The sequence below is a fragment of the uncultured Polaribacter sp. genome (assembly GCF_947503875.1).
Taxonomy (GTDB): domain Bacteria; phylum Bacteroidota; class Bacteroidia; order Flavobacteriales; family Flavobacteriaceae; genus Polaribacter.
On the sequence record NZ_CANNFH010000002.1, the window covers coordinates 491238 to 511739 of the forward strand.

Consider the following 20502-nt stretch of genomic DNA (forward strand, 5'->3'; position numbering starts at 1 on the left):
GGCAAAAAAAGGCTTAAAACTTACTTGTAAACTATAAAATACTTAAAATTTTAACAGTTTTCAAAAAAAAACTCTTAATACAATAATTGTATTAAGAGTTTAATTTTTTATTTAAAATTGTCTTTTACTATTTTTCTTCTTGACCAATAATTAATGGAGTTTTACCATCTGTTATAATTGTTTTGCTATTACCAGACTTTGCCAATTCTCTAAAAGCCTCAATTGCCTTCAATCTTATAATTCCGCTTGTTAAACCTTCTGCAATAATTAATTGTGCGTCTCTTTCACCTTTAGCATTAATAATTTTTCTTTCTGCTTCTAATTTTTCTTGGTCTAAAACAAACTTCATACGCATAGCATCCTGCTCTGCTTGTAATTTTCTTTCTATAGAATTTGCCAAACCTCTAGGCAAACGAATTCTTTTCATTAAAACCGCAATTAAATCAATTCCGTCTGCTTGCTTTTCAAGATTTATTTTCATTTTCTTTAGAATTTCCGACTCAATTGAAGCTCTCATACCAGAATGCATGTCTTTTGCAAAAAATTGAGCACAGACATCAGACGCTGCAGAACGAAATACACTTGTAATTACAGATTCGTAGTCTTGCCCTAAATTTTCTAATACAGAAGCAACCATATTTGCTTCTAATCTATATAGTATAGAAATTTCACTATCTACACTTAAACCTTCTTTACTAGGTAAACTTAAAACAAGTTTTATATTACTCGTTTTAGTAGACTCTTTAATAACCCTACTAATCAAAGGATTGTAAACTACAGTTCCTTGAGTTTTAACCTCCTGGGAGAATTTACCCAAAGTTTGTTTAATTCCTACCTCTCCTGGTCTTACTACTGCACAACTAGAAAATAAAAAAATCCCTAAAATTGCTATTACGCTTAAATTTCTCATATGTATATATTTTATTTTTGTCCTCTTCAAAGATAATTTGGAAATAACTTAATAAAAAGGTATTTTAATTGAATTATTCTATGATAACATTGATTTAAATTATTGAATATTTAAAATATTAACTTTTTTTTACGAAATGTTTAATAGATTTTTAATAAGGTTTTAATTTTTAATAGTAATTTATTTATTCAATCCATTATTTAGGTTCTGTAATACAGATTAAATTATCTTTGTATTCTAAGAAAATAAGAATATCAATGTCTAAAATTATTTCCGGTTTTTCAAAATTTACGAAAGAAGAAAAAATTGCTTGGTTGGCAAACAATTACTTTCAAAAGAATACAAATGCTACAGCAATAATAAAACAGTACTTTAATGAAGATGAAAAATTACAACAACTGCATGATGATTTTATAGAAAATACCATTTCAAATTTCTATTTACCCATGGGTGTTGCGCCTAATTTTGTAATCAATAATAAAACATACGCAATACCTATGGTTATTGAAGAGAGTTCTGTGGTAGCAGCAGCATCTTTAGTAGCAAAGTTTTGGAGTACAAGAGGTGGCTTTAAGACAACCGTTTTAGGAACCACTAAAATAGGGCAAGTTCATTTTATGTTTGCTGGTAAAAAGGCAGATTTAGCGTCGTATTTCAATAAAAATAAAACAGAATTATATGCAGCTACAGCTTCCATTACCAAAAATATGGAAAAACGTGGTGGAGGAATTTTAGATATACAATTGGTTGATAAAACTGATAAATTAGACAATTATTATCAGTTGCATGTTACTTTTGAAACCAAGGATTCTATGGGTGCAAACTTTATAAATTCTTGTTTAGAGGCCATTGCAAACCAATTTAGAAATGATACCATTGAGATTGTAATGAGTATACTTTCTAATTATGTGCCAGAATGTTTGGTTAGAGCAGAGGTTTCTTGTAAAGTGGAAGAATTGGGAGGAGAAAATCCGCAGAAATTTGCCCAGAAATTTGAGCAAGCTGTAAAAATTGCAGCTATAGAACCTTATAGAGCAGTTACCCATAATAAAGGTATAATGAACGGAATTGATGCTGTAGTTTTAGCTACTGGTAACGATTTTAGAGCTATTGAAGCTGGCGCACACGCTTATGCATCTAGAAATGGAACATATAGTAGTTTATCTTATTGTACCATAGAAAACAATATTTTTAGATTTTGGATGGATATTCCGCTAGCTTTAGGAACTGTAGGTGGTTTAACAGCTTTGCATCCTTTGGCAAAATTATCTTTAAAAATGCTACAAAAACCTTCTGCACAAGAATTAATGCAAATTATTGCAGCTGCTGGTTTAGCTCAAAATTTCGCAGCTTTAAGAGCCTTAACAACAAAAGGAATTCAGCATGGGCATATGAAAATGCATTTGCAAAATATTTTGAATCAATTAGGCGCTACAAACAGAGAAAAAGTGATAGTTGAAGAATATTTTAAAGAAAAAACGGTGTCTCATGCAGCTGTGGTCTCAAAATTTGAAGCAATTAAAAATACAGTAAATTGGGTCGATTTTAATGATGAAATCAAATTGAAACATGTATTAGACCCATTAAAACCTGATACAAAGCCCGTTTTTGGAAAAATGAACGCCCAACAAATGATAGAACATTTGGGTTTTATATTACGTATTTCTAATGGTAGAATACAAGCAGATAGTTTTGTAGAGGAAGAAAAATCTGAAAGAAGAAAAATATTTTTAGATTCTGCGGAAGAGTTAAAAGTAGGTTTTAAACCTGCTGTTTTATCAGAAGAACCAACACCTGTAAAATATGCTTCCTTAGAAAAAGCGATTGAAGATTTATTTATTCAGATTGTTAAATTTCATGAGCATTTTAAAACCGCTAAATTAGAAAATCATCCCTTTTTTGGGGAATTAGATTATTCAGGTTGGATTAAATTTCACACTAAACATTTTACACATCATTTTAAACAATTCAATTTAATTTAATGCATTTTTATTCTAACGGAAAATTATTATTAACAGGAGAATACCTTGTTTTAGATGGCGCAAAATCTTTGGCATTGCCCACAAAATTTGGGCAAGATTTAGTTGTAGAAAAAATTAAAGAAAACCAAATTATTTGGGGCAGTTTTACAAGTACAGGAGCATGTTGGTTTGAAGCCGTTTTTGATCTAAATAAAATGCGTTTAATTAATGCTACTTTTAATTCAGATAAAGAAGGCAGTGCAGAGTTTGTGGCAGAAACCTTGTTAGATATTTTAAAGGAAGCTAAAAGAATGAATCCAAGTTTCTTAGCAACAGCAAACGGATTTGTAGTAAAAACAAATTTAACTTTCCCAAGAGATTGGGGGTTAGGTAGTTCATCAACCTTAATAAATTCTATTGCAGCTTGGGCAAAAGTAGACGCGTTTCAATTACTTTGGAATTCTTTTAAAGGAAGCGGTTATGATATTGCTTGCGCTCAAAATAACACGCCAATTTTTTATCAAATAAATGATAAAAAACCTCTTGTAAATCAAGTTGAATTTAACCCTAGTTTTAAAGAAAATTTGTTTTTTGTGCATTTAAATCAAAAACAAGATTCTAAAGAAGGTATTGCAAAATTTAGAGAAAGTGGTGTTAATTTTGATAAAGAAATAAAAAGAATTTCAGAAATTGCTGATGAATTTTTAAAAGCCAATTCTGTTTTAAAATTAAACGAATTAATCGTTGAGCACGAACAAATTATTAGTGAAATCATAAAAATTCAACCGGTAAAAGAAAAATTATTTTCAGACTATAATTTAGGTGAAATAAAAAGTTTAGGTGCTTGGGGAGGAGATTTTGTTTTAGTAACAGGTAATACAGAAACACCAAGTTATTTTAAGAATAAAGGATTTGAAACAATACTTACTTATGAAGAAATGATTTTATGAAAAAAATAATAATCATTGGTGGAGGAGCAGCAGGCTATTTTACAGCGATTAATGCAAAAGAAAAGAATCCCAATTTAGACATTACAATTTTAGAAAAGGGAAAAGAGGTTTTACAAAAAGTAAAAATTTCTGGCGGTGGAAGATGTAATGTAACCCATGCTTGTTTTGAACCTAAAGAATTAGTGAAATTTTATCCTAGAGGAGAAAAAGAATTGCTAGGACCTTTTCATAAATTTATGACAGGAGATACTTTTGAGTGGTTTGATGATAGAGGAGTTCCTTTAAAAATAGAAGCAGATAATCGTGTTTTTCCAGAAGCAAATACAAGTCAGGCAATTATAGATTGTTTTCAAAAAGCGGTTGATAACTTAGGCATAAAAGTGTTCACAAATCATGGCGTAAATTCTGTTTATCAACAAGAAAATAAATGGGTTATTAACACAAAAGAACAAATTTTTGAGGCAGATAAAGTTGTAATTGCTGCAGGAAGTTCTAAAAAGGTTTGGGAGTTGTGTAAAACTTTAGAGCATACAATTGTAAATCCTGTTCCGTCTTTGTTTACGTTTAATATAAAAGATAAACGATTAACAGATTTGTTGGGTATTGCTGTGCCCAATGCAACTGTAAACATTTCAGGTACAAAACTAGAAGCGTCTGGCCCTTTGCTAATTACACATTGGGGAATGAGTGGTCCTGCAGTTTTAAAATTATCCGCCTTTGGCGCAAGAATTTTAGCAGATAAAAAGTATCAATATAATGTTGTGGTAAATTGGTTGTCTAGACCAACAGATAAAGTATTAAATGTTTTGTTGAATTTAAAAAAGAAAGAACCAAGAAAAACGGTAATTTTAAAATCGCCTTTTACAGAAATTTCTAAACGATTGTGGGAGCGTTTTGTAACGTTTTCAGATATTTCTAAAAACCACAATTGGGCAGATTTAAATAATAATCAACTAGAAAAACTAGCACAACAATTAACAAACGGTGTTTACAACGCAAATGGTAGAACTACTTTTAAAGACGAATTTGTAACGGCTGGTGGAGTAGATTTAAAAGAAATCAATTTTAAAAATTTTGAAAGCAGAAAACATAAAAACCTCTTTTTTGTAGGTGAAGTTTTAAATATTGATGCTGTAACTGGCGGATTTAATTTTCAGAATGCATGGACAGGTGGTTATCTTTGCGCGCAAGCGATATCTGAAGTATAATTAAAATATAGGTAGCAAACTAAAAACCAAAAACTAACAACCAAAAACCAAGTTATGGCATTAACAGAATCTAACGAATTTTTAATAGGTACAAAAGCACCTGATTTTAATTTATTAAATACAGTAAATGATGAATTTGTTTCTTTAGCAGCAGCAAAAGGAGAAAAAGGAACAGTTATTTTATTTATTTGCAATCATTGTCCGTTTGTAATTCATATCAATGAAGAATTGGTTAAAATGGCCAATGAGTATCAAGCCAAAGGCATCAATTTTATTGCAATTAGCGCTAATGAAATTGAAAACTATCCACAAGATGCCCCAAAATATATGAAACAAGTTGCTATTAATTTAAAATACCCTTTTCCGTATTTATTTGATGAAACGCAAGAAGTAGCCAAGGCATATGATGCTGCATGTACACCAGATTTTTATATTTTTAATGAAAATTTAAAGTCGGTTTATCATGGGCAGTTAGATAATTCTAGGCCAGGAAATGGAAAACCAGTAACAGGTGCAGATATTAGACTTGCTTTAGACAATTTACTAGAAAATAAATTAATTTTAGAAAATCAAAAGCCAAGTGTTGGTTGTGGTATTAAATGGAAAAAATAATTTTTTGAAATAGAACAAATGAATATAGAAAACGCACAAAAACAGGTAGACGATTGGATTAAAACCCACGGAGTAAGGTATTTTAATGAACTTACTAATATGGCACAGTTAACGGAAGAAGTTGGCGAAGTTGCACGAATTATTGCCAGACGTTATGGTGAACAAAGTGAAAAAGAATCTGATAAAAATAAAGATTTAGGTGAAGAGTTGGCAGATGTACTATTTGTGGTTTTGTGCTTGGCAAATCAAACCGGAATAAATTTACAAGATGCTTTTGAAAAAAAATTAGATATAAAAACAAAACGAGATCACGATCGTCATCACAATAACGAAAAATTAAAATAAAATGACTTTTTTAGAAAAAATTAAACAACCTGTTTTTTGGAGAAATTTAGCTAAGGTTGCCATTCCGTTTTTTATAATGGTTACATTAATTTCTTTATTTATGAACAGCTGGCGCGATATTTTTGCCGGCGATTTCGCAAAGGTAAATGAGGTGAATTTTGCTGATGGAAAATGGAAATCTTTTTGGGGAATAAAAATCTTTATTTGTTTCTTCTATGCACTTTGGATAACTAATAAAAAAATGAAGTAGAATAAAGAGGAAAATTCTATTAATACATATATAGTTGGCCTTTTTGCGTTTTTATTTAGAGCGATAGATTATTTGAATCTCAAAAATAATATGAACTCTAAAAATTCAATGAACATTAACTAAGTCAGTCTGAGCCTGTCGAAGACCAGATAATACTTATAACTTTGTGTAAAACACTTCGACAAGCTCAGTGTGACTTTTTGAGTTTGTATTGTATTTATATTGAGCTATAATTTATTTTATTATCAAAAATAATATAAACGCTAAAATTTCAATTAATACTATCTAAGTCAGTCTGAGCTTTTCGAAGATATCATAATACTGCCAACGTTGTGGAGAGCACTTCGACAAGATCAGTGTGACTTTTTTGAGTTTTTATTGTATTTATATTAAGCTATAATTTTTTTGAATCTTAAAAAATAATCTAAAATCCAAAAATTTAATCGATACTATCTACGTCAGTGTGACTTTTGAATTTCAACTAAAACCTAAATTACTTAATCCAACTGAATCAAATCTATATCACTTTCTTTAACCATTTTGTTTAATTTAGGTACTCCTGAATTAAAAAGAGCATTTAATTTCACCAATTCAGCATCAATATCTTTGGTGATTTCATTTTTAAAATCGATTGCTTGTTGCGTAGGTGCATAATTCCCCATTCTTGTTAGAGAATTTAAATGCGCTAATTTATTATTTAAACGAATTGGGAAGTTTAAAGGATCTTGCCCACTTTTCGATTTTGTTTGATATAAAGCTTCTTCTATTACAGTCATGCCTTTTAATAGAGTATCAGCATAGTCAAGTAAGGCTTTATACTTTTCTTTATCTTTTATTGACTTCTTTAATAGACCAACCTGATTACGAACTTTCTTTACATTTTTAAGTGCTTTATGAATTTCAGTCATTTTAGTATTGATGTCATTAATGAAATCAAATTGCGCTTTCATATCACTTTCTGTAGCTTCAGAAGATGGATTTCTAAGAAGATTAAAATTCTGAGACATTTTTGTCTCATTTACAGTCAATTCAACTTTATAATTACCAGGCAAAGCCATTGGTCCACTTAAAGATGCCCACCAAAGAATCATTCCTTTTACAGATTCAGCACCATCATACATCATGTTCCAGTAAAACGTGTTATTGCCATCTTTTAGGTTAAGCGTACCTTCTCTTTTTTCTTTGTTTGGTTTTGTAGAAAACCTTTTAATTAGAATATTATTACTATCATAAAAAGTTAATGAAACTACATCTTTTTCTTCTTTATTTTTAATGAAAAAATTCACTGCAACTCCACCAGGATGATTTGTGCCTAAAGTTCTAGAAGTGCTACCATTTCCGCCACTTAAATTGTATGCATCTTTGGGTTTGTACAAAAAGTTATCTTTCCCTTTCGCATTATTTAATTGATGAATAGGTGTTAAATCATCAATAATCCAAAGAGATCTACCTTGAGTTGCTACAATTAAGTTATCGTTTTTAATGGCTAAATCTGTAATAGGTACAATTGGTAAGTTTTGCTGAAAAGATTCCCAGTTTTTACCATCATCTAAAGAAATATACATTCCTTTTTCTGTACCAGCATATAAAACACCTTTCTGTTTTGGATCTGCTCTTAAAGCTCTTGTAAAACTTTCATTTTCAATTCCGCTTACAATTAATTTCCAAGATTTACCATAATTTTCTGTTTTGTAGATGTAGGGTTTATAATCTCCAGATTTATATTTTGTACCCACAATATAAGCACTTCCTTTATCAAACGGACTAACTTCAATACAATTAATCATCATCCATTCTGGCATTTTTTTAGGAGTAACATTAGTCCAATTTGCTCCATTATCTCTAGAAATATGAACCAAACCATCGTCAGAACCTGTCCAAATTAAACCAGTTTCTAAAGCAGATTCTGTTGCAGCGAAAATTGTTCCATAATATTCTACACCAGTATTGTCTTGTGTAATTGGTCCTCCAGAAGATTTTAAGGTTTTTGGGTCGTTTCTAGTTAAATCTGGACTAATTAATTTCCAAGATTGTCCTTCATTTTCAGTAACGTGTAAATGATTAGAAGCTGCATACAAACGGTTTTTATTATTTGGTGAAAAGAAAATTGGGAAATTCCATTGAAAACGATATTTGAAATCTTCTGCTCCATGCCCCATTGGGTCATCTGGCCAAACATTAATCGCTCTTGTTTCTCCTGTTTTATGGTTTTTTCTAGTTAATAAACCACCATAACTTCCACCGTACACAATTTCATCATTTAAAGGATCTACAGCAATATGTGCACTTTCTCCACCAGCAGTAGATTCCCAATCAGATTCTGTAATAAATCTACCAGCAGTTCTGTGCGAAATTCTTATGGTAGAATTGTCTTGTTGCGCTGCTAAAATTCTATACGGAAAATGATTATCTGTGGTTACTCTGTAAAATTGAGAAGTGGGTTGATTTAAATAAGTAGACCAATTTTCACCTGCATCAAAAGAAATTTGAGCACCACCATCATCACCAATAATCATTCTTTGGTTGTCATTTGGGTCAATCCATAAATCATGATGATCTCCATGAGGCGCATTGTAGGTTTTATAAGTTTTACCACCATCTGTAGATTTGTGGTAACGTACATTTAACACATATAAAATATCTTCATTTTGTGTATCTGCATACAAACGCGTGTAGTACCAAGCTCTTTGTCTTAATTTTCTTTCCGAATTTATGAGTTTAAAAGTTTTACCAGCATCTGTAGATTTGTAAACACCACCATTTTTATTTTCAATTAAAGCATACACAATATCAGAATTTACAGGAGAAACTGTAACACCACTAATTCCCCAAACGCCATCAGGCAAACCTTTGTTGGTAGAAATGTTGGTCCAAGTTTCACCTTCATCTGTACTTTTCCAAAGTGCAGAACCTGGTCCACCAGAAGACAAACTATAAGGTGTTCTTCTAATATTCCATGTAGTTGCATATAAAATTCTAGGATTATTGGGGTCTATTATTAAATCTACAATACCAGCATTTTCATTGGCAAATAACTTTTTAGACCACGTTGCACCACCATCAGTAGATTTGTAAACACCTCTTTCTTGTGTAGGTTTGTATAAATCTCCCATAACACCCGCAAAAACAATATCAGGATTTTTTGGGTGAATTTTTACACGAGGAATATGTCTAGCGTTTTTTAAACCAATATGTTTCCAAGTTTTACCTGCGTTTTCAGATTTCCACATGCCGTCTCCAGAAGAAACATTTCCACGCACAGTTTTTTCACCCATACCAACATAAATTACGTTATTATCAGATTCAGCAACTGCAACAGCACCCACAGAACCCCCAAAAAATCCGTCGGAAATGTTTTGCCAAGTGTTACCAGCATCTGTGGTTTTCCAAACACCACCACCTGTGGTTCCCATGTAAAAAAGGTTTGCTTTATTGGTAACACCAGTAACAGCAGCACTTCTGCCGCCTCTAAAAGGCCCAATATTTCTGTAGTTTATTGCGCTAAAATTTTCGTTAGAAACTTTGGTAGATTTCTTTTGTGCATTAACTTTGGCGTTTGCAGTTAAAAAGAAGCAAAAAGCCAGAAAAAGATATTTTTTCATAAGGTTTCGTTGTAACTTTAAAGTTTAAAAATAAGAATTAAAATCATTTTTTAGAATGGACATATTGTTAAATGTTTTAGCGGATCAAAAAATAAAGGAAGAAATAACAATTTCTGGTTCTAAAAGCGAATCGAACAGATTATTGATTTTACAAAACTTGTTTCCAGAATTAACTATAGCCAATTTATCAGACTCAGACGATTCTGTGCACATGCAACACGCATTAGCAACCGATAAAGAAACTGTAGATATTGGGCATGCAGGTACTGCAATGCGTTTTTTAACTTCTTATTTTGCTGTAAAAGAAGGCAGAGAAGTAGTGCTTACAGGTTCTGAGCGTATGCAAAACAGACCTATAGAAATTCTAGTAAATGCTCTAAAAGATTTAGGCGCAGTAATTACCTATGAAGACAAAGTTGGCTATCCTCCAATTCGTGTAAAAGGACAAAAAATTACCAAGGCAAAAGTAGCCATTAATGGTAATGTAAGTAGCCAATATATTTCGTCATTATTATTAATAGCCTCTAAATTAGAAAATGGTTTAGAAATTGAATTAGTGGGTAAAATAACTTCAATTCCTTATATTAATATGACGTTGAGTTTATTAAATCAATTAGGCATCCAAACTTCGTTTGAAGAAAATATTATTAAAGTATTGCCTAAAAAAGATATTGAAAAACAAACGGTAGTTGTAGAGTCAGATTGGTCTTCTGCAAGTTATTTTTATTCAATAATTGCATCAGCAAAAATTGGTTCAGAAATAAAATTATCGGCTTATAAACAAGAAAGTTTACAAGGCGATTCTTGCTTGGCAGAAATTTACCAACATTTTGGAGTAGCAACTGTTTTTGGTCAAGATTTTATCACCTTAAAAAAGGTAGCCGAAAGCAAAACGGAAACCTTAGAAATCAATTTAAAAAACGCGCCAGACATTGCACAAACCATTGCAGTAACTTGTTTTTCAGAAAGTATTGCTTGTAATTTAACAGGTTTACATACCTTAAAAATTAAAGAAACAGATCGTTTAGAAGCTTTAAAAGAAGAATTAACCAAATTAGGCGCTTCAATTACGGTGACTAATGAAAGTTTGCATTTAGAAAAATCGACCAACATCAACCAAAATATCGCCATAAAAACCTATAACGATCATAGAATGGCAATGGCTTTTGCTCCTTTAGCCTTAAAAGTGCCTATTAAAATTTTAAATGCAGAAGTGGTTACCAAATCCTTCCAAAGTTTTTGGGATAATATGCAACAAATTGGTATTAAAATAGATAATTTGTAAAGATAAATTGGCAAATGCTTGACAACGCCTATCTCCATATCGTATATTTGCTACTTTTCTAAGAAAATATACGTATGAAATTATCGAATTTTGAATTTGAATTACCAGAAGAATTACTAGCAAAATATCCTGCAGACCATAGAGATGAGTCTCGTTTAATGGTTTTAAACAGAAAGGAAGGCACTATAGAGCACAAAGTTTTTAAAGATGTGATTAACTATTTTGATGAAGGTGATGTTTTAATGTTAAACAACACCAAGGTTTTTCCTGCCAGAATGTTTGGTAATAAAGAAAAAACAGGTGCAAGAATAGAAGTTTTTTTACTTAGAGAATTAAACGCAGAAAACAGGTTGTGGGACGTTTTAGTAGACCCAGCCAGAAAAATTAGAATCGGTAACAAACTATTTTTTGGAGAAGATGATAGTTTAGTTGCAGAAGTTATAGACAATACAACCTCTAGAGGTAGAACTTTACGTTTTTTGTTTGATGGTTCTTACGAAGAATTTAGAGAAAAATTACTAGAATTAGGCCAAACACCTTTGCCTAAAGAAATGAATAGAGAGGTAGAGCCAATAGATGAGGAGCGTTACCAAACAATTTTTGCAAAAAATGAAGGTGCAGTTGCAGCGCCAACAGCAGGTTTACATTTTTCTAAACACTTATTAAAACGTTTAGAAATTAAAGGTGTAGATTTTGCAGAAATGACTTTGCACGTTGGTTTAGGTACGTTTAGTGATGTTGAGGTAGAAGATTTATCCAAACATAAAATGGATTCTGAGCAGATTGTGATACCACAAAATTCTGCAGATATGATTAACAAAGCAAAAGCAGAAAAAAGAAGAGTTTGTGCAGTAGGTACAACAGTTATGCGTACTATAGAGTCTTCAGTTTCTTCAAATCAGCAGTTAAATGCTTACAGTGGTTGGACAAACAAATTCATCTTTCCACCACACGATTTTAGTATTGCAAATGCAATGATTACCAATTTTCACCCACCAAAATCTACCCTTTTAATGCAAGCAGCAGCATTTGGTGGTTACGATTTTGTAATGGAAGCATACAAAGAAGCCATTAAAGAAGGTTACAAATTCTCAACTTACGGAGACGCAATGTTAATTATCTAACAAACCTTTCTAAAAAAATATATTTAAAACTGATGATTAATTTGAATTGTCAGTTTTTTTTTTTTGAGTTTTATTTGGGCGTTACCCAAGGGTCGTGCTTTCCGCTAAATCTTTTTTTCGTACCTCAAAAAAGGATATCGCTTCAATCACTAACGCAACAGTTTGCCAACAACAGTAATAACTTCAAATTATATTGTATTTTTGCCAAAGCATTTTAAAACCTAGAAAACTTGACTAAAAAGAAAGACATAAGAGCCTTAACCAAAGAACAATTAAGAGAATTTTTTGTAGCAAATGGCGATAAAGCATTTCGAGGAAATCAAGTTTACGAGTGGCTTTGGAGCAAATCTTTACACACTTTTGATGCTATGACAAACATTTCTAAACAAACCAGAGAAATGTTAGAAGCCAACTTCGTCATCAACCATATAAAAGTAGATTCCATGCAAAAAAGTAACGATGGAACTATTAAAAACGGAATAAAATTACATGATGGTTTGGTGGTAGAATCTGTTTTAATACCCACACCAAAAAGAACAACAGCCTGTGTTTCTAGTCAAGTTGGTTGTAGTTTAGACTGTCTGTTTTGCGCAACTTCACGTTTAAAAAGAATGCGAAATTTAAATCCAGATGAAATTTACGATCAAGTTGTAGTAATTGATAAACAAAGCAGATTATATCACAATAAAAAATTAACCAATATTGTGTTTATGGGAATGGGCGAGCCCTTAATGAACTACAAAAACGTATTGAAATCTATAGAAATGATAACTTCGCCAGAAGGTTTAGGCATGTCATCTAAAAGAATAACAGTATCTACTTCTGGAGTGCCAAAAATGATTAAAAAAATGGCAGATGAAGAAGTAAAATTCAATTTAGCCGTTTCTTTACATTCTGCCATAGACGAAGTAAGAACTTCTATAATGCCTTTTAATACTACATTTCCTTTAAAAGATTTAAAAGAATCTTTAGAATATTGGTATGAGAAAACCCAAAGAACCATTACTTATGAATATGTAGTTTGGGACGGAATTAACGACAGAAAACAAGACATAAAAGCATTAGTAGAATTCTGTAAATATGTGCCTTGCAAAGTTAATTTAATAGAATACAACCCAATAGACGATGGTGAGTTTCAGCAAGCCAGCTCTTCTGCCATAAACAATTATATTTCTAATTTAGAAATGCATGATATTACTGTAAACGTAAGAAGAAGTAGAGGTAAAGATATAGATGCAGCTTGTGGGCAATTGGCAAATAAATCTTAAAAAGTATTATTTTTTTATTCTGTTGTAACCTAAAATTAAACAATCTTATTTTTGTGTTAATTGTAGTTGTTTAGCAATTTAAACCAAATAGATTCTTAGTTATTTATCGTATTTTTGATATAGATGAAACCAGTAGAACTTATTAAACTTCCCATTAAGAATGAAATGGAGCTCTTTGAAGAAAAATTCAAAGAATCCATGCTTTCTAAAGTACCACTTTTAAACAGAATTACCTATTATATTGTGCGCAGAAAAGGAAAACAAATGCGTCCAATGTTTGTTTTTTTGGTAGCAAAAATGGTTTCTAATGGTGGTTTTGATGAAAGAACTTACAGAGGTGCATCTGTGGTAGAATTAATTCACACAGCTACTTTAGTACATGATGATGTTGTGGATGATAGTAACAGGCGAAGAGGTTTTTTCTCTATAAATGCATTATGGAAAAATAAAATTGCCGTTTTAGTTGGCGATTTCATGCTCTCTAAAGGCTTATTACTTTCTATAGACAATGAAGATTTTGATTTACTGAAATTAATTTCTATCGCCGTTAGAGAGATGAGTGAAGGTGAATTGTTACAAATAGAAAAAGCCAGAAAATTAGATATTACAGAAGCCATTTATTTTGATATCATCAGAAAAAAAACAGCAACTTTAATTGCTGCTTGTTGTGGTATTGGTGCAGCATCTGTTGGTGCAAACCAAGATTGTGTGCAACAAATGCGCAAATTTGGTGAGTATATTGGTATTGCTTTTCAAATAAAAGACGATTTATTTGATTATTCAGACGCTAAAATAGGAAAACCAACAGGTATAGATATTAAAGAGCAAAAAATGACTTTACCTTTAATTTATACCTTAAATAATTGTTCTAAAAAGGAGAAAACTTGGTTAATCAATTCCATAAAAAAGCATAACAAAAATAAAGTTAGAGTTAAAGAAGTTATTGCTTTTGTTAAAGAAAATGGAGGTATAGCATATACAACCAATCAAATGAACGCTTATAAAGCTAAGGCACTAACTATTTTAGACGATTTTCCAGAATCTGAATATAAAAAATCATTAAAAATGATGATTGATTACGTAGTTGAACGTAAGATATAGTATTATAACGCCAATAATTCCTCTAAAAAATCTCTAGAATTAGATAGTCTTGGTACTTTATGCTGCCCACCCAACTTATTTTTAGATTTTAACCAATTGTAAAATAAACCCGTTTTAGCAGCATGTACCTTTGGTGGCATAAGCGTCATATTTAAATAACGTTTGGCTTCATAATCTGAGTTTAAAGATTTTAAAGCATTGTCTAAAACTTCTGTAAAATAGCCAATAGAATTCGGTTTTTCTTTAAATTCTAACAACCATTCATGTCCGCCTTTTTCTTTACCTTCCATAAAAATGGGGCCAACAGTATAATCTAAAATTATGGCATTTGTTTTTTCGCAAGCCAATTTTAAGGCTTCTTCTACATTTTCAATATTCAACTCTTCACCAAAAACATTTAAGAAATGCTTGGTACGTCCTGTAATTTTAATGCGGTAAGGTTCTAATGAAGTAAAACGAACAGTATCTCCAATTAAATAACGCCACAAACCAGCGTTTGTGGTAATAATTATGGCGTAATCTATGTCTTTTTTAACTTCAGAAAGCGGTATTGCTATAGAATTTTCTCCTTTGTATTCGCTCATTGGAACAAATTCATAAAAAATACCATAATCTAGCATTAACAACAATTCTTTTGAATTATTTCTGTCTTGAATTGCAAAAAAACCTTCAGAAGCATTATAGATTTCGTAATATTTGAAATCTTTATTGGGTATAATTTTTTTGTACTGCTCTCTGTAGGGATTAAAATTTACGCCACCATGAAAATACACTTCTAAATTAGGCCAAACTTCTAAAATATTTGCTTTTCCTGTGCGTTCTAAAACTCGATTTAATAAAACCAACATCCAACTTGGTACACCAGCTAAACTTGTAATATCTTCTGCTATCGTTTCATCTATTATTGCATCCATTTTGGTTTCCCAATCGCTCATTAAAGCTACTTCTTGGCTAGGAGCAGAGCTAAAATCTGCCCAAAAAGGCATGTTTTCTATAATTATGGCAGATAAATCACCAAAATAAGAACCATTGTCTTTATAAACTTCAGAGCTTCCGCCCAAGCGCAAACCTTTACCTGTAAAAAGTTGAGTTTTAGGATTATTATTAATATACAAACACAACATATCTTTACCAGCTTTCATATGGCAATACTCTAAAGCATCATCAGAAACAGGTATAAATTTACTTTTTGCATTAGTAGTTCCACTAGATTTTGCAAACCATTTTATATCTGATGGCCAAAAAATATTTTGTGTGCCTTTTCTACATTTTTCAATCAAAGGTTCAAACGTTTCATATTTTTGAATGGGTACATTTTTAATAAAATCTGCATGATTTTTTATGGACGAAAAGTTGTTTTCTTTTCCAAAATCTGTGTTTTTTGCAGTTTTTAAAAGCTTCATTAATAACTCTTCTTGCACATCTTTTGGGTATTTTAAAAATAACTCAATTTGATGTTTTCGTTTTTTTAAAAACCAAGAAATTATAGAATTGATAAACTGAAAAGCCATAGAAATTCGTAAGTTTGTTAGCGTCGATTTTTGAACAAAATAAGTTTTAAAATCGAATTTTAAAAATACTAAAATTTGTACAATGATTTATACAGGAGTGCTAAAAAAAATGATGACAGAAAACGGCTCTGAAATCAATTATTATTTAGATATGAAAACTGATTTTTTAAATGTAAATCAGTTACTAGATAAAGAAATCTCTTTGAAATTTGTTACTTATGAATGTTTAAATTGCCATTTAGAAAAGAAAATTTACAGGCAAGGATTTTGTAAATCTTGTTTTTTTGATACACCAAATGCAGGCGATTGGATTATGAAACCAGAATTAAGTAGAGCACATTTAGGTGAAGAAGATAGAGATTTGGAATATGAGAAATCGGTACAATTAAAACCACATATTGTCTATTTGGCAAACTCTAGCAATGTAAAAGTAGGGGTTACTAGAAAAACACAAGTTCCCACACGTTGGATAGATCAAGGAGCGCATGAAGCCATAGAAATTGTGGAGGTGCCTAACAGATATTTAGCAGGAATTACAGAAGTTGCGTTAAAAGAATTTGTAGCAGACAAAACCAATTGGCGCAAAATGCTAAAGAATGATATTGAAGATGAAAGTTTAGTAGAATGGAGAGATAAATTGAAACAATACATTCCTGAAGAAGCAAAACCGTATTTCATAGAGCATAATACAGAAACCAATCTCAATTTTCCGGTTTTAAAATATCCTGAAAAACCTAAAAGTTTAAATTTAGAAAAAACACCAACTTTTAGCGGAAAATTAGTGGGTATTAAAGGGCAGTATTTAATTTTTGAAGACGAAACTGTTTTTAATGTAAGAAGTAATGAAGGTTTGGTGGTAGAATTAAGTATTTAGTAAAACAGTATAAATTTAGAAAATTATGGCAAATAACCTTTTAAAAGTAGCCTTAGCACAAATTTCACCTGTTTGGCTGAATAAAGAAAAAACAATTGAAAAGATTGAAAAAGTAATTTTAGATGCCTCCAAAGAAAATTGCGAATTAATTGTTTTTGGCGAGGCTTTGTTGCCTGGTTATCCGTTTTGGATTGCTTTAACTAATGGTGCTGCATGGAACTCTAAAACGCAAAAAGAAATTCATGCGCATTATGTTAGAAACTCTATCACTATAGAAAAAGGTGAATTAGATAGCGTTTGTAAGTTGGCCAAAAAGCACAACATTGCTATTTATTTAGGAATTATGGAACGTGCACAGAATAGAGGAGGACACAGCATTTATGCCAGTTTGGTGTATATAAATCAAGAAGGAGAAATTAAATCTGTACATAGAAAATTACAACCCACTTTTGATGAGCGTTTAACTTGGGCGCCTGGAGATGGAAATGGTTTACAAGTACATCCTTTAAAAGAGTTTACAGTTGGAGGTTTAAATTGTTGGGAAAATTGGATGCCTTTGCCAAGAGCAGCACTGTATGGTTTAGGCGAAAATTTACACATTGCAGTTTGGCCTGGCAGCGATTATAACACTAAAGATATAACGCGTTTTATAGCAAGAGAATCGCGTTCTTTTGTAATTTCTGTTTCTAGTTTAATGACAAAAACAGATTTTCCTGACGATACACCACATTTAGATAAAATTTTACAGGAAGCGCCAGATACTTTAGCTAATGGAGGCTCTTGTATTGCAGGACCAGATGGAGAATGGTTAATAGCACCCGTTTTACATAAAGAAGGTTTAATTATAGAAACTTTAGATTTTAATCGTGTTTTAGAGGAAAGACAAAATTTTGATTGTGTTGGGCATTACTCTAGACCAGATGTAACTAAATTACATGTAAACAGAGAAAGACAAAGTACGGTTTCCTTCCAGGATGATTAAGTGTAAAGATTTTTGACACTTTTATGATTTCTATAATTAAAGTATTTTTTATTTAAAATTCGATTCATATCATTTTTAGAATCATATATTAAATTTGTACCCTATGTTATTCTGATTGAAGCGATAGCGAAATAGAGGAACCTCTAAATTTTTAATTACCATAATTGAGATTTCTCGATTGCGCTCGAAATGACATTCGATAATTTTTAAATTAATACTATGATTTTTGAACAAAAAGAAATACAATTAAAACCCTACAAAAGAGGTTTTCATTCGATTACAAATTTTATTTTAAATAAATTACCTGAAATAAAAAGTATAGAAAAAGGATTTTTAAAGGTTTTTATAAAACATACATCTGCAAGTTTAACCATTAATGAAGATGCAGATCCAAGTGTTCGAGTAGATTTTGAAAGTCATTTTAACAAAATGATTCCAGAAAATGCACCTTATTACATTCATACTTATGAAGGTAGTGATGATATGCCTGCGCATTTGAAAGCATCTGTTTTGGGTTGTTCAATTGAAATACCAATAACCAACGGAAAATTAAATTTAGGCACTTGGCAAGGAATTTATTTATGCGAACATAGAAATTATGGAGGCGCTAGAAAGTTAGTGCTTTCTGCTTTTGGTGCTGCTATGTAAATAAAATTTATAAAAGTTGTTCTAAAATACTTTCTACACCAAATTCATTGTTACTTTTTGTGGTGTATTTTGCAATTTCTTTTATGTCTTTATGTGCATTTTGCATAGCAAAACTAAAATCGGCTTCTTGCATCATTTCAATATCATTATGGTAATCTCCAAAAACCATGGTTTCTTCTTTGGTAATTTTCAATATTTTTTGAACCTCCTTTAGAGCATTGCCTTTATTGGCTTGTTTAGCAGAAATATCTAACCAATTGGTTCCAGATATTTTTATTAAAAGTTCTTTATCAAAACTTTTTACTATTGGGTAAATATATTTTTCTGAAGAGTTAAAATGATAGATTGCAATTTTAAAAATGGGTGTAGTAATTGCAATTTCCTGCAAATCTTCTACTTGTTTAAAACTGCTATAATACTCTTGAAATAGTTTTATAAATGCATCATCTTTACTTTCTATAAAAGCTGCTTCATCACAGCATAAAACAATATTGGCACCTGCTATTTCCCTTAAAACGGGAATCAGTTTTAGCACTTTGCTTGCATCTAAAAAATGAGATAATATGGTTTGTTCTCCTTTTTTTGCAATGCCTCCATTTTCTGCAATTACAAAAATATCATTTTTAATGGGTGCTAGTTTATCTACAATACTGTTGTGTTGTCTTCCGCTTGCGGCACAAAAAGTTATATTTTTTGCTTGTAATTTTTTGAAAAGAGAAAAGAATAAAGGACTTATTTCGTTTTTGGAGTTTAGTAGCGTTCCATCCATATCAGAAACTACTAATTTTACATTTTCTAAATTCATTAATTAAGATTTTTTAGTAGAATTACGCTCCACTAAATCGGTTTTAATAACTACTGTTTGGTGCTCTAAATTGCTGTCTCCTTTATGCTCTAGTCTTTCAATTAGTAGTTTAGCTGCAGTAGCACCCATTTTTTCTCCATGCTGACTAACAGTACTCATTTTAGGGCTAGAGTGTCTTGCTAAAATTCCGTTAGAAAAAGAAACTACAGCAAAATTTTCTGGTATTTTGTGCCCTTTTCTTTGCGCAACTTTCATTGCTGCAATGGCAGAAGACTCATCTGTTGCAATTACGGCATCAATTGTGTTTTTTTCAAAAATGGGTTTTAAAATTTTCTCGTAATTTTTATAATCGTCATCTAAAATGTTAATTATTAGATTGTTGTTTATAGGTAAATTTGCTTTTTCTAATCCTTTTAAATACCCTTGATGTCTTTTTTTGCCTACTTTAAGGTTGCTTATGGTAGAGATAAAAGCAATATTTTTACTACCAGTTTTGGCTAAATATTTTACCGTTTTTGCAGCGCCTTTAAAATCGTCTGTAACTACTTTATCACAATTTATAGCCTCTGCAACTCTATCAAACATTACAATGGGTGTGCCTTCGTTTATAACATATTCAAAATGTTTAAAATCATTTTTTAACACACTTTCTTCAGCTAAAGAAATAATAAAACCATCTATACTACCATTAGAAAGCATTTCTATAGTCTCTTTTTCTTTTTCAAAAGATTCGTTAGAAATACAGGAAATGATTTTATAGCCTTTTTTGTTGGCTGTTTTTTCTACCCCTTTAAAAACTTGCGCAAAAAAATAATTTAGCATGTCTGGTATAACAATACCTATGGTTTTGGTTTTTCTGTTTTTTAAACTTAACGCGTTAAAGTTGGGTTTGTAGTTGTTTTCTTTAGCGTATTTTTGAATTTTCTCTTTAGTGCTTACACTTATTTCATAGCTATCATTTAGTGCCTTAGAAACCGTAGATATAGAAACACTAAATTCTTTTGCTATATCTTTAATGGTAAGTCTTTTCATAAATAATAAATATTAATTTACTAAAATACAAAAA

Annotated in this window: 18 protein-coding genes; 13 read left to right on the forward strand and 5 right to left on the reverse strand. The window is 31.1% G+C overall.

Going from position 1 to position 20502, the window contains the following annotated elements:
• Positions 1–127: 127 nt before the first annotated feature.
• Complete coding sequence (locus tag Q0684_RS04575; RefSeq protein WP_299013072.1) at positions 128–910, reverse strand: prohibitin family protein; 783 nt, start codon at positions 908–910, stop codon at positions 128–130.
• Positions 911–1140: 230 nt separating this feature from the next.
• Between Q0684_RS04575 and Q0684_RS04580 the strand changes: the two genes are divergently transcribed.
• The 6 genes from Q0684_RS04580 to Q0684_RS04610 are packed head-to-tail and all read left to right on the forward strand — an operon-like array spanning position 1141 to position 6236.
• Positions 1141–2892 carry a hydroxymethylglutaryl-CoA reductase, degradative gene (locus Q0684_RS04580; RefSeq protein ID WP_366140185.1) on the forward strand — a complete coding sequence of 584 codons (1752 nt, stop codon included), beginning with the start codon at positions 1141–1143 and terminating at the stop codon, positions 2890–2892.
• Positions 2892–3821 (forward strand): GYDIA family GHMP kinase, encoded by a 930-nt coding sequence (locus tag Q0684_RS04590; RefSeq protein ID WP_299013074.1) that lies wholly within the window; start codon positions 2892–2894, stop codon positions 3819–3821. Before Q0684_RS04580 ends, Q0684_RS04590 begins: the two co-directional genes overlap by 1 nt.
• Positions 3818–5029 (forward strand): NAD(P)/FAD-dependent oxidoreductase, encoded by a 1212-nt coding sequence (locus Q0684_RS04595; RefSeq protein ID WP_299013076.1) that lies wholly within the window; start codon positions 3818–3820, stop codon positions 5027–5029. The genes Q0684_RS04590 and Q0684_RS04595 overlap by 4 nt, the downstream gene beginning before the upstream one ends.
• A gap of 54 nt (positions 5030–5083) precedes the next feature.
• Positions 5084–5641 carry a thioredoxin family protein gene (locus tag Q0684_RS04600; protein ID WP_299013078.1) on the forward strand — a complete coding sequence of 186 codons (558 nt, stop codon included), beginning with the start codon at positions 5084–5086 and terminating at the stop codon, positions 5639–5641.
• 18 nt (positions 5642–5659) lie between these two features.
• On the forward strand, positions 5660–5986 hold the full coding sequence (locus Q0684_RS04605) for a nucleotide pyrophosphohydrolase (RefSeq protein WP_299013080.1): 327 nt from the start codon (positions 5660–5662) through the stop codon (positions 5984–5986).
• A gap of 1 nt (position 5987) precedes the next feature.
• Positions 5988–6236: a hypothetical protein gene (locus Q0684_RS04610; protein WP_299013082.1), complete on the forward strand. Its 249-nt coding sequence runs from the start codon at positions 5988–5990 to the stop codon at positions 6234–6236.
• A gap of 497 nt (positions 6237–6733) precedes the next feature.
• Here the strand turns inward: Q0684_RS04610 and Q0684_RS04615 are convergent, their stop codons facing one another.
• Positions 6734–9838: a sialidase family protein gene (locus Q0684_RS04615; protein ID WP_299013085.1), complete on the reverse strand. Its 3105-nt coding sequence runs from the start codon at positions 9836–9838 to the stop codon at positions 6734–6736.
• Positions 9839–9893: 55 nt separating this feature from the next.
• Here Q0684_RS04615 and Q0684_RS04620 point away from each other — a divergent pair, with 55 nt between their 5' ends.
• From Q0684_RS04620 to Q0684_RS04635, 4 genes are all read left to right on the forward strand, one after another.
• Positions 9894–11123, forward strand: a complete 1230-nt coding sequence (locus tag Q0684_RS04620; protein ID WP_299013091.1) for a 3-phosphoshikimate 1-carboxyvinyltransferase — start codon at positions 9894–9896, stop codon at positions 11121–11123.
• Positions 11124–11197: 74 nt separating this feature from the next.
• Complete coding sequence (gene queA, locus Q0684_RS04625; RefSeq protein ID WP_299013096.1) at positions 11198–12247, forward strand: tRNA preQ1(34) S-adenosylmethionine ribosyltransferase-isomerase QueA; 1050 nt, start codon at positions 11198–11200, stop codon at positions 12245–12247.
• Between the two features lie 230 nt (positions 12248–12477).
• Positions 12478–13515: a 23S rRNA (adenine(2503)-C(2))-methyltransferase RlmN gene (gene rlmN / locus Q0684_RS04630; protein ID WP_299013101.1), complete on the forward strand. Its 1038-nt coding sequence runs from the start codon at positions 12478–12480 to the stop codon at positions 13513–13515.
• A 123-nt stretch (positions 13516–13638) separates the two neighbouring features.
• The gene (locus Q0684_RS04635; protein ID WP_299013103.1) at positions 13639–14616 is read left to right on the forward strand and encodes a polyprenyl synthetase family protein; all 978 of its coding nucleotides are present in this window, start codon (positions 13639–13641) and stop codon (positions 14614–14616) included.
• A 2-nt stretch (positions 14617–14618) separates the two neighbouring features.
• Here the strand turns inward: Q0684_RS04635 and Q0684_RS04640 are convergent, their stop codons facing one another.
• A complete protein-coding gene (locus Q0684_RS04640; RefSeq protein WP_299013104.1) occupies positions 14619–16127 on the reverse strand; it encodes a GH3 auxin-responsive promoter family protein in 1509 nt (502 codons plus the stop codon).
• Between the two features lie 82 nt (positions 16128–16209).
• On the opposite strand from Q0684_RS04640, the gene Q0684_RS04645 reads away from it, so the two are divergent.
• The 3 genes from Q0684_RS04645 to Q0684_RS04655 all read left to right on the forward strand — a co-directional run bounded on the left by Q0684_RS04645 (position 16210) and on the right by Q0684_RS04655 (position 18631).
• Complete coding sequence (locus Q0684_RS04645; RefSeq protein WP_299013106.1) at positions 16210–17001, forward strand: DUF2797 domain-containing protein; 792 nt, start codon at positions 16210–16212, stop codon at positions 16999–17001.
• A 25-nt stretch (positions 17002–17026) separates the two neighbouring features.
• Complete coding sequence (locus Q0684_RS04650) at positions 17027–17983, forward strand: carbon-nitrogen hydrolase family protein (RefSeq protein WP_299013109.1); 957 nt, start codon at positions 17027–17029, stop codon at positions 17981–17983.
• A 219-nt stretch (positions 17984–18202) separates the two neighbouring features.
• Positions 18203–18631 (forward strand): secondary thiamine-phosphate synthase enzyme YjbQ, encoded by a 429-nt coding sequence (locus Q0684_RS04655; protein WP_299013111.1) that lies wholly within the window; start codon positions 18203–18205, stop codon positions 18629–18631.
• A gap of 7 nt (positions 18632–18638) precedes the next feature.
• Here the strand turns inward: Q0684_RS04655 and Q0684_RS04660 are convergent, their stop codons facing one another.
• Together Q0684_RS04660 and Q0684_RS04665 are read right to left on the reverse strand one after the other, a co-directional pair.
• A complete protein-coding gene (locus tag Q0684_RS04660; RefSeq protein WP_299013113.1) occupies positions 18639–19436 on the reverse strand; it encodes an HAD family hydrolase in 798 nt (265 codons plus the stop codon).
• 3 nt (positions 19437–19439) lie between these two features.
• Complete coding sequence (locus tag Q0684_RS04665; protein ID WP_299013116.1) at positions 19440–20468, reverse strand: LacI family DNA-binding transcriptional regulator; 1029 nt, start codon at positions 20466–20468, stop codon at positions 19440–19442.
• Between the last annotated feature and the right edge of the window lie 34 nt (positions 20469–20502).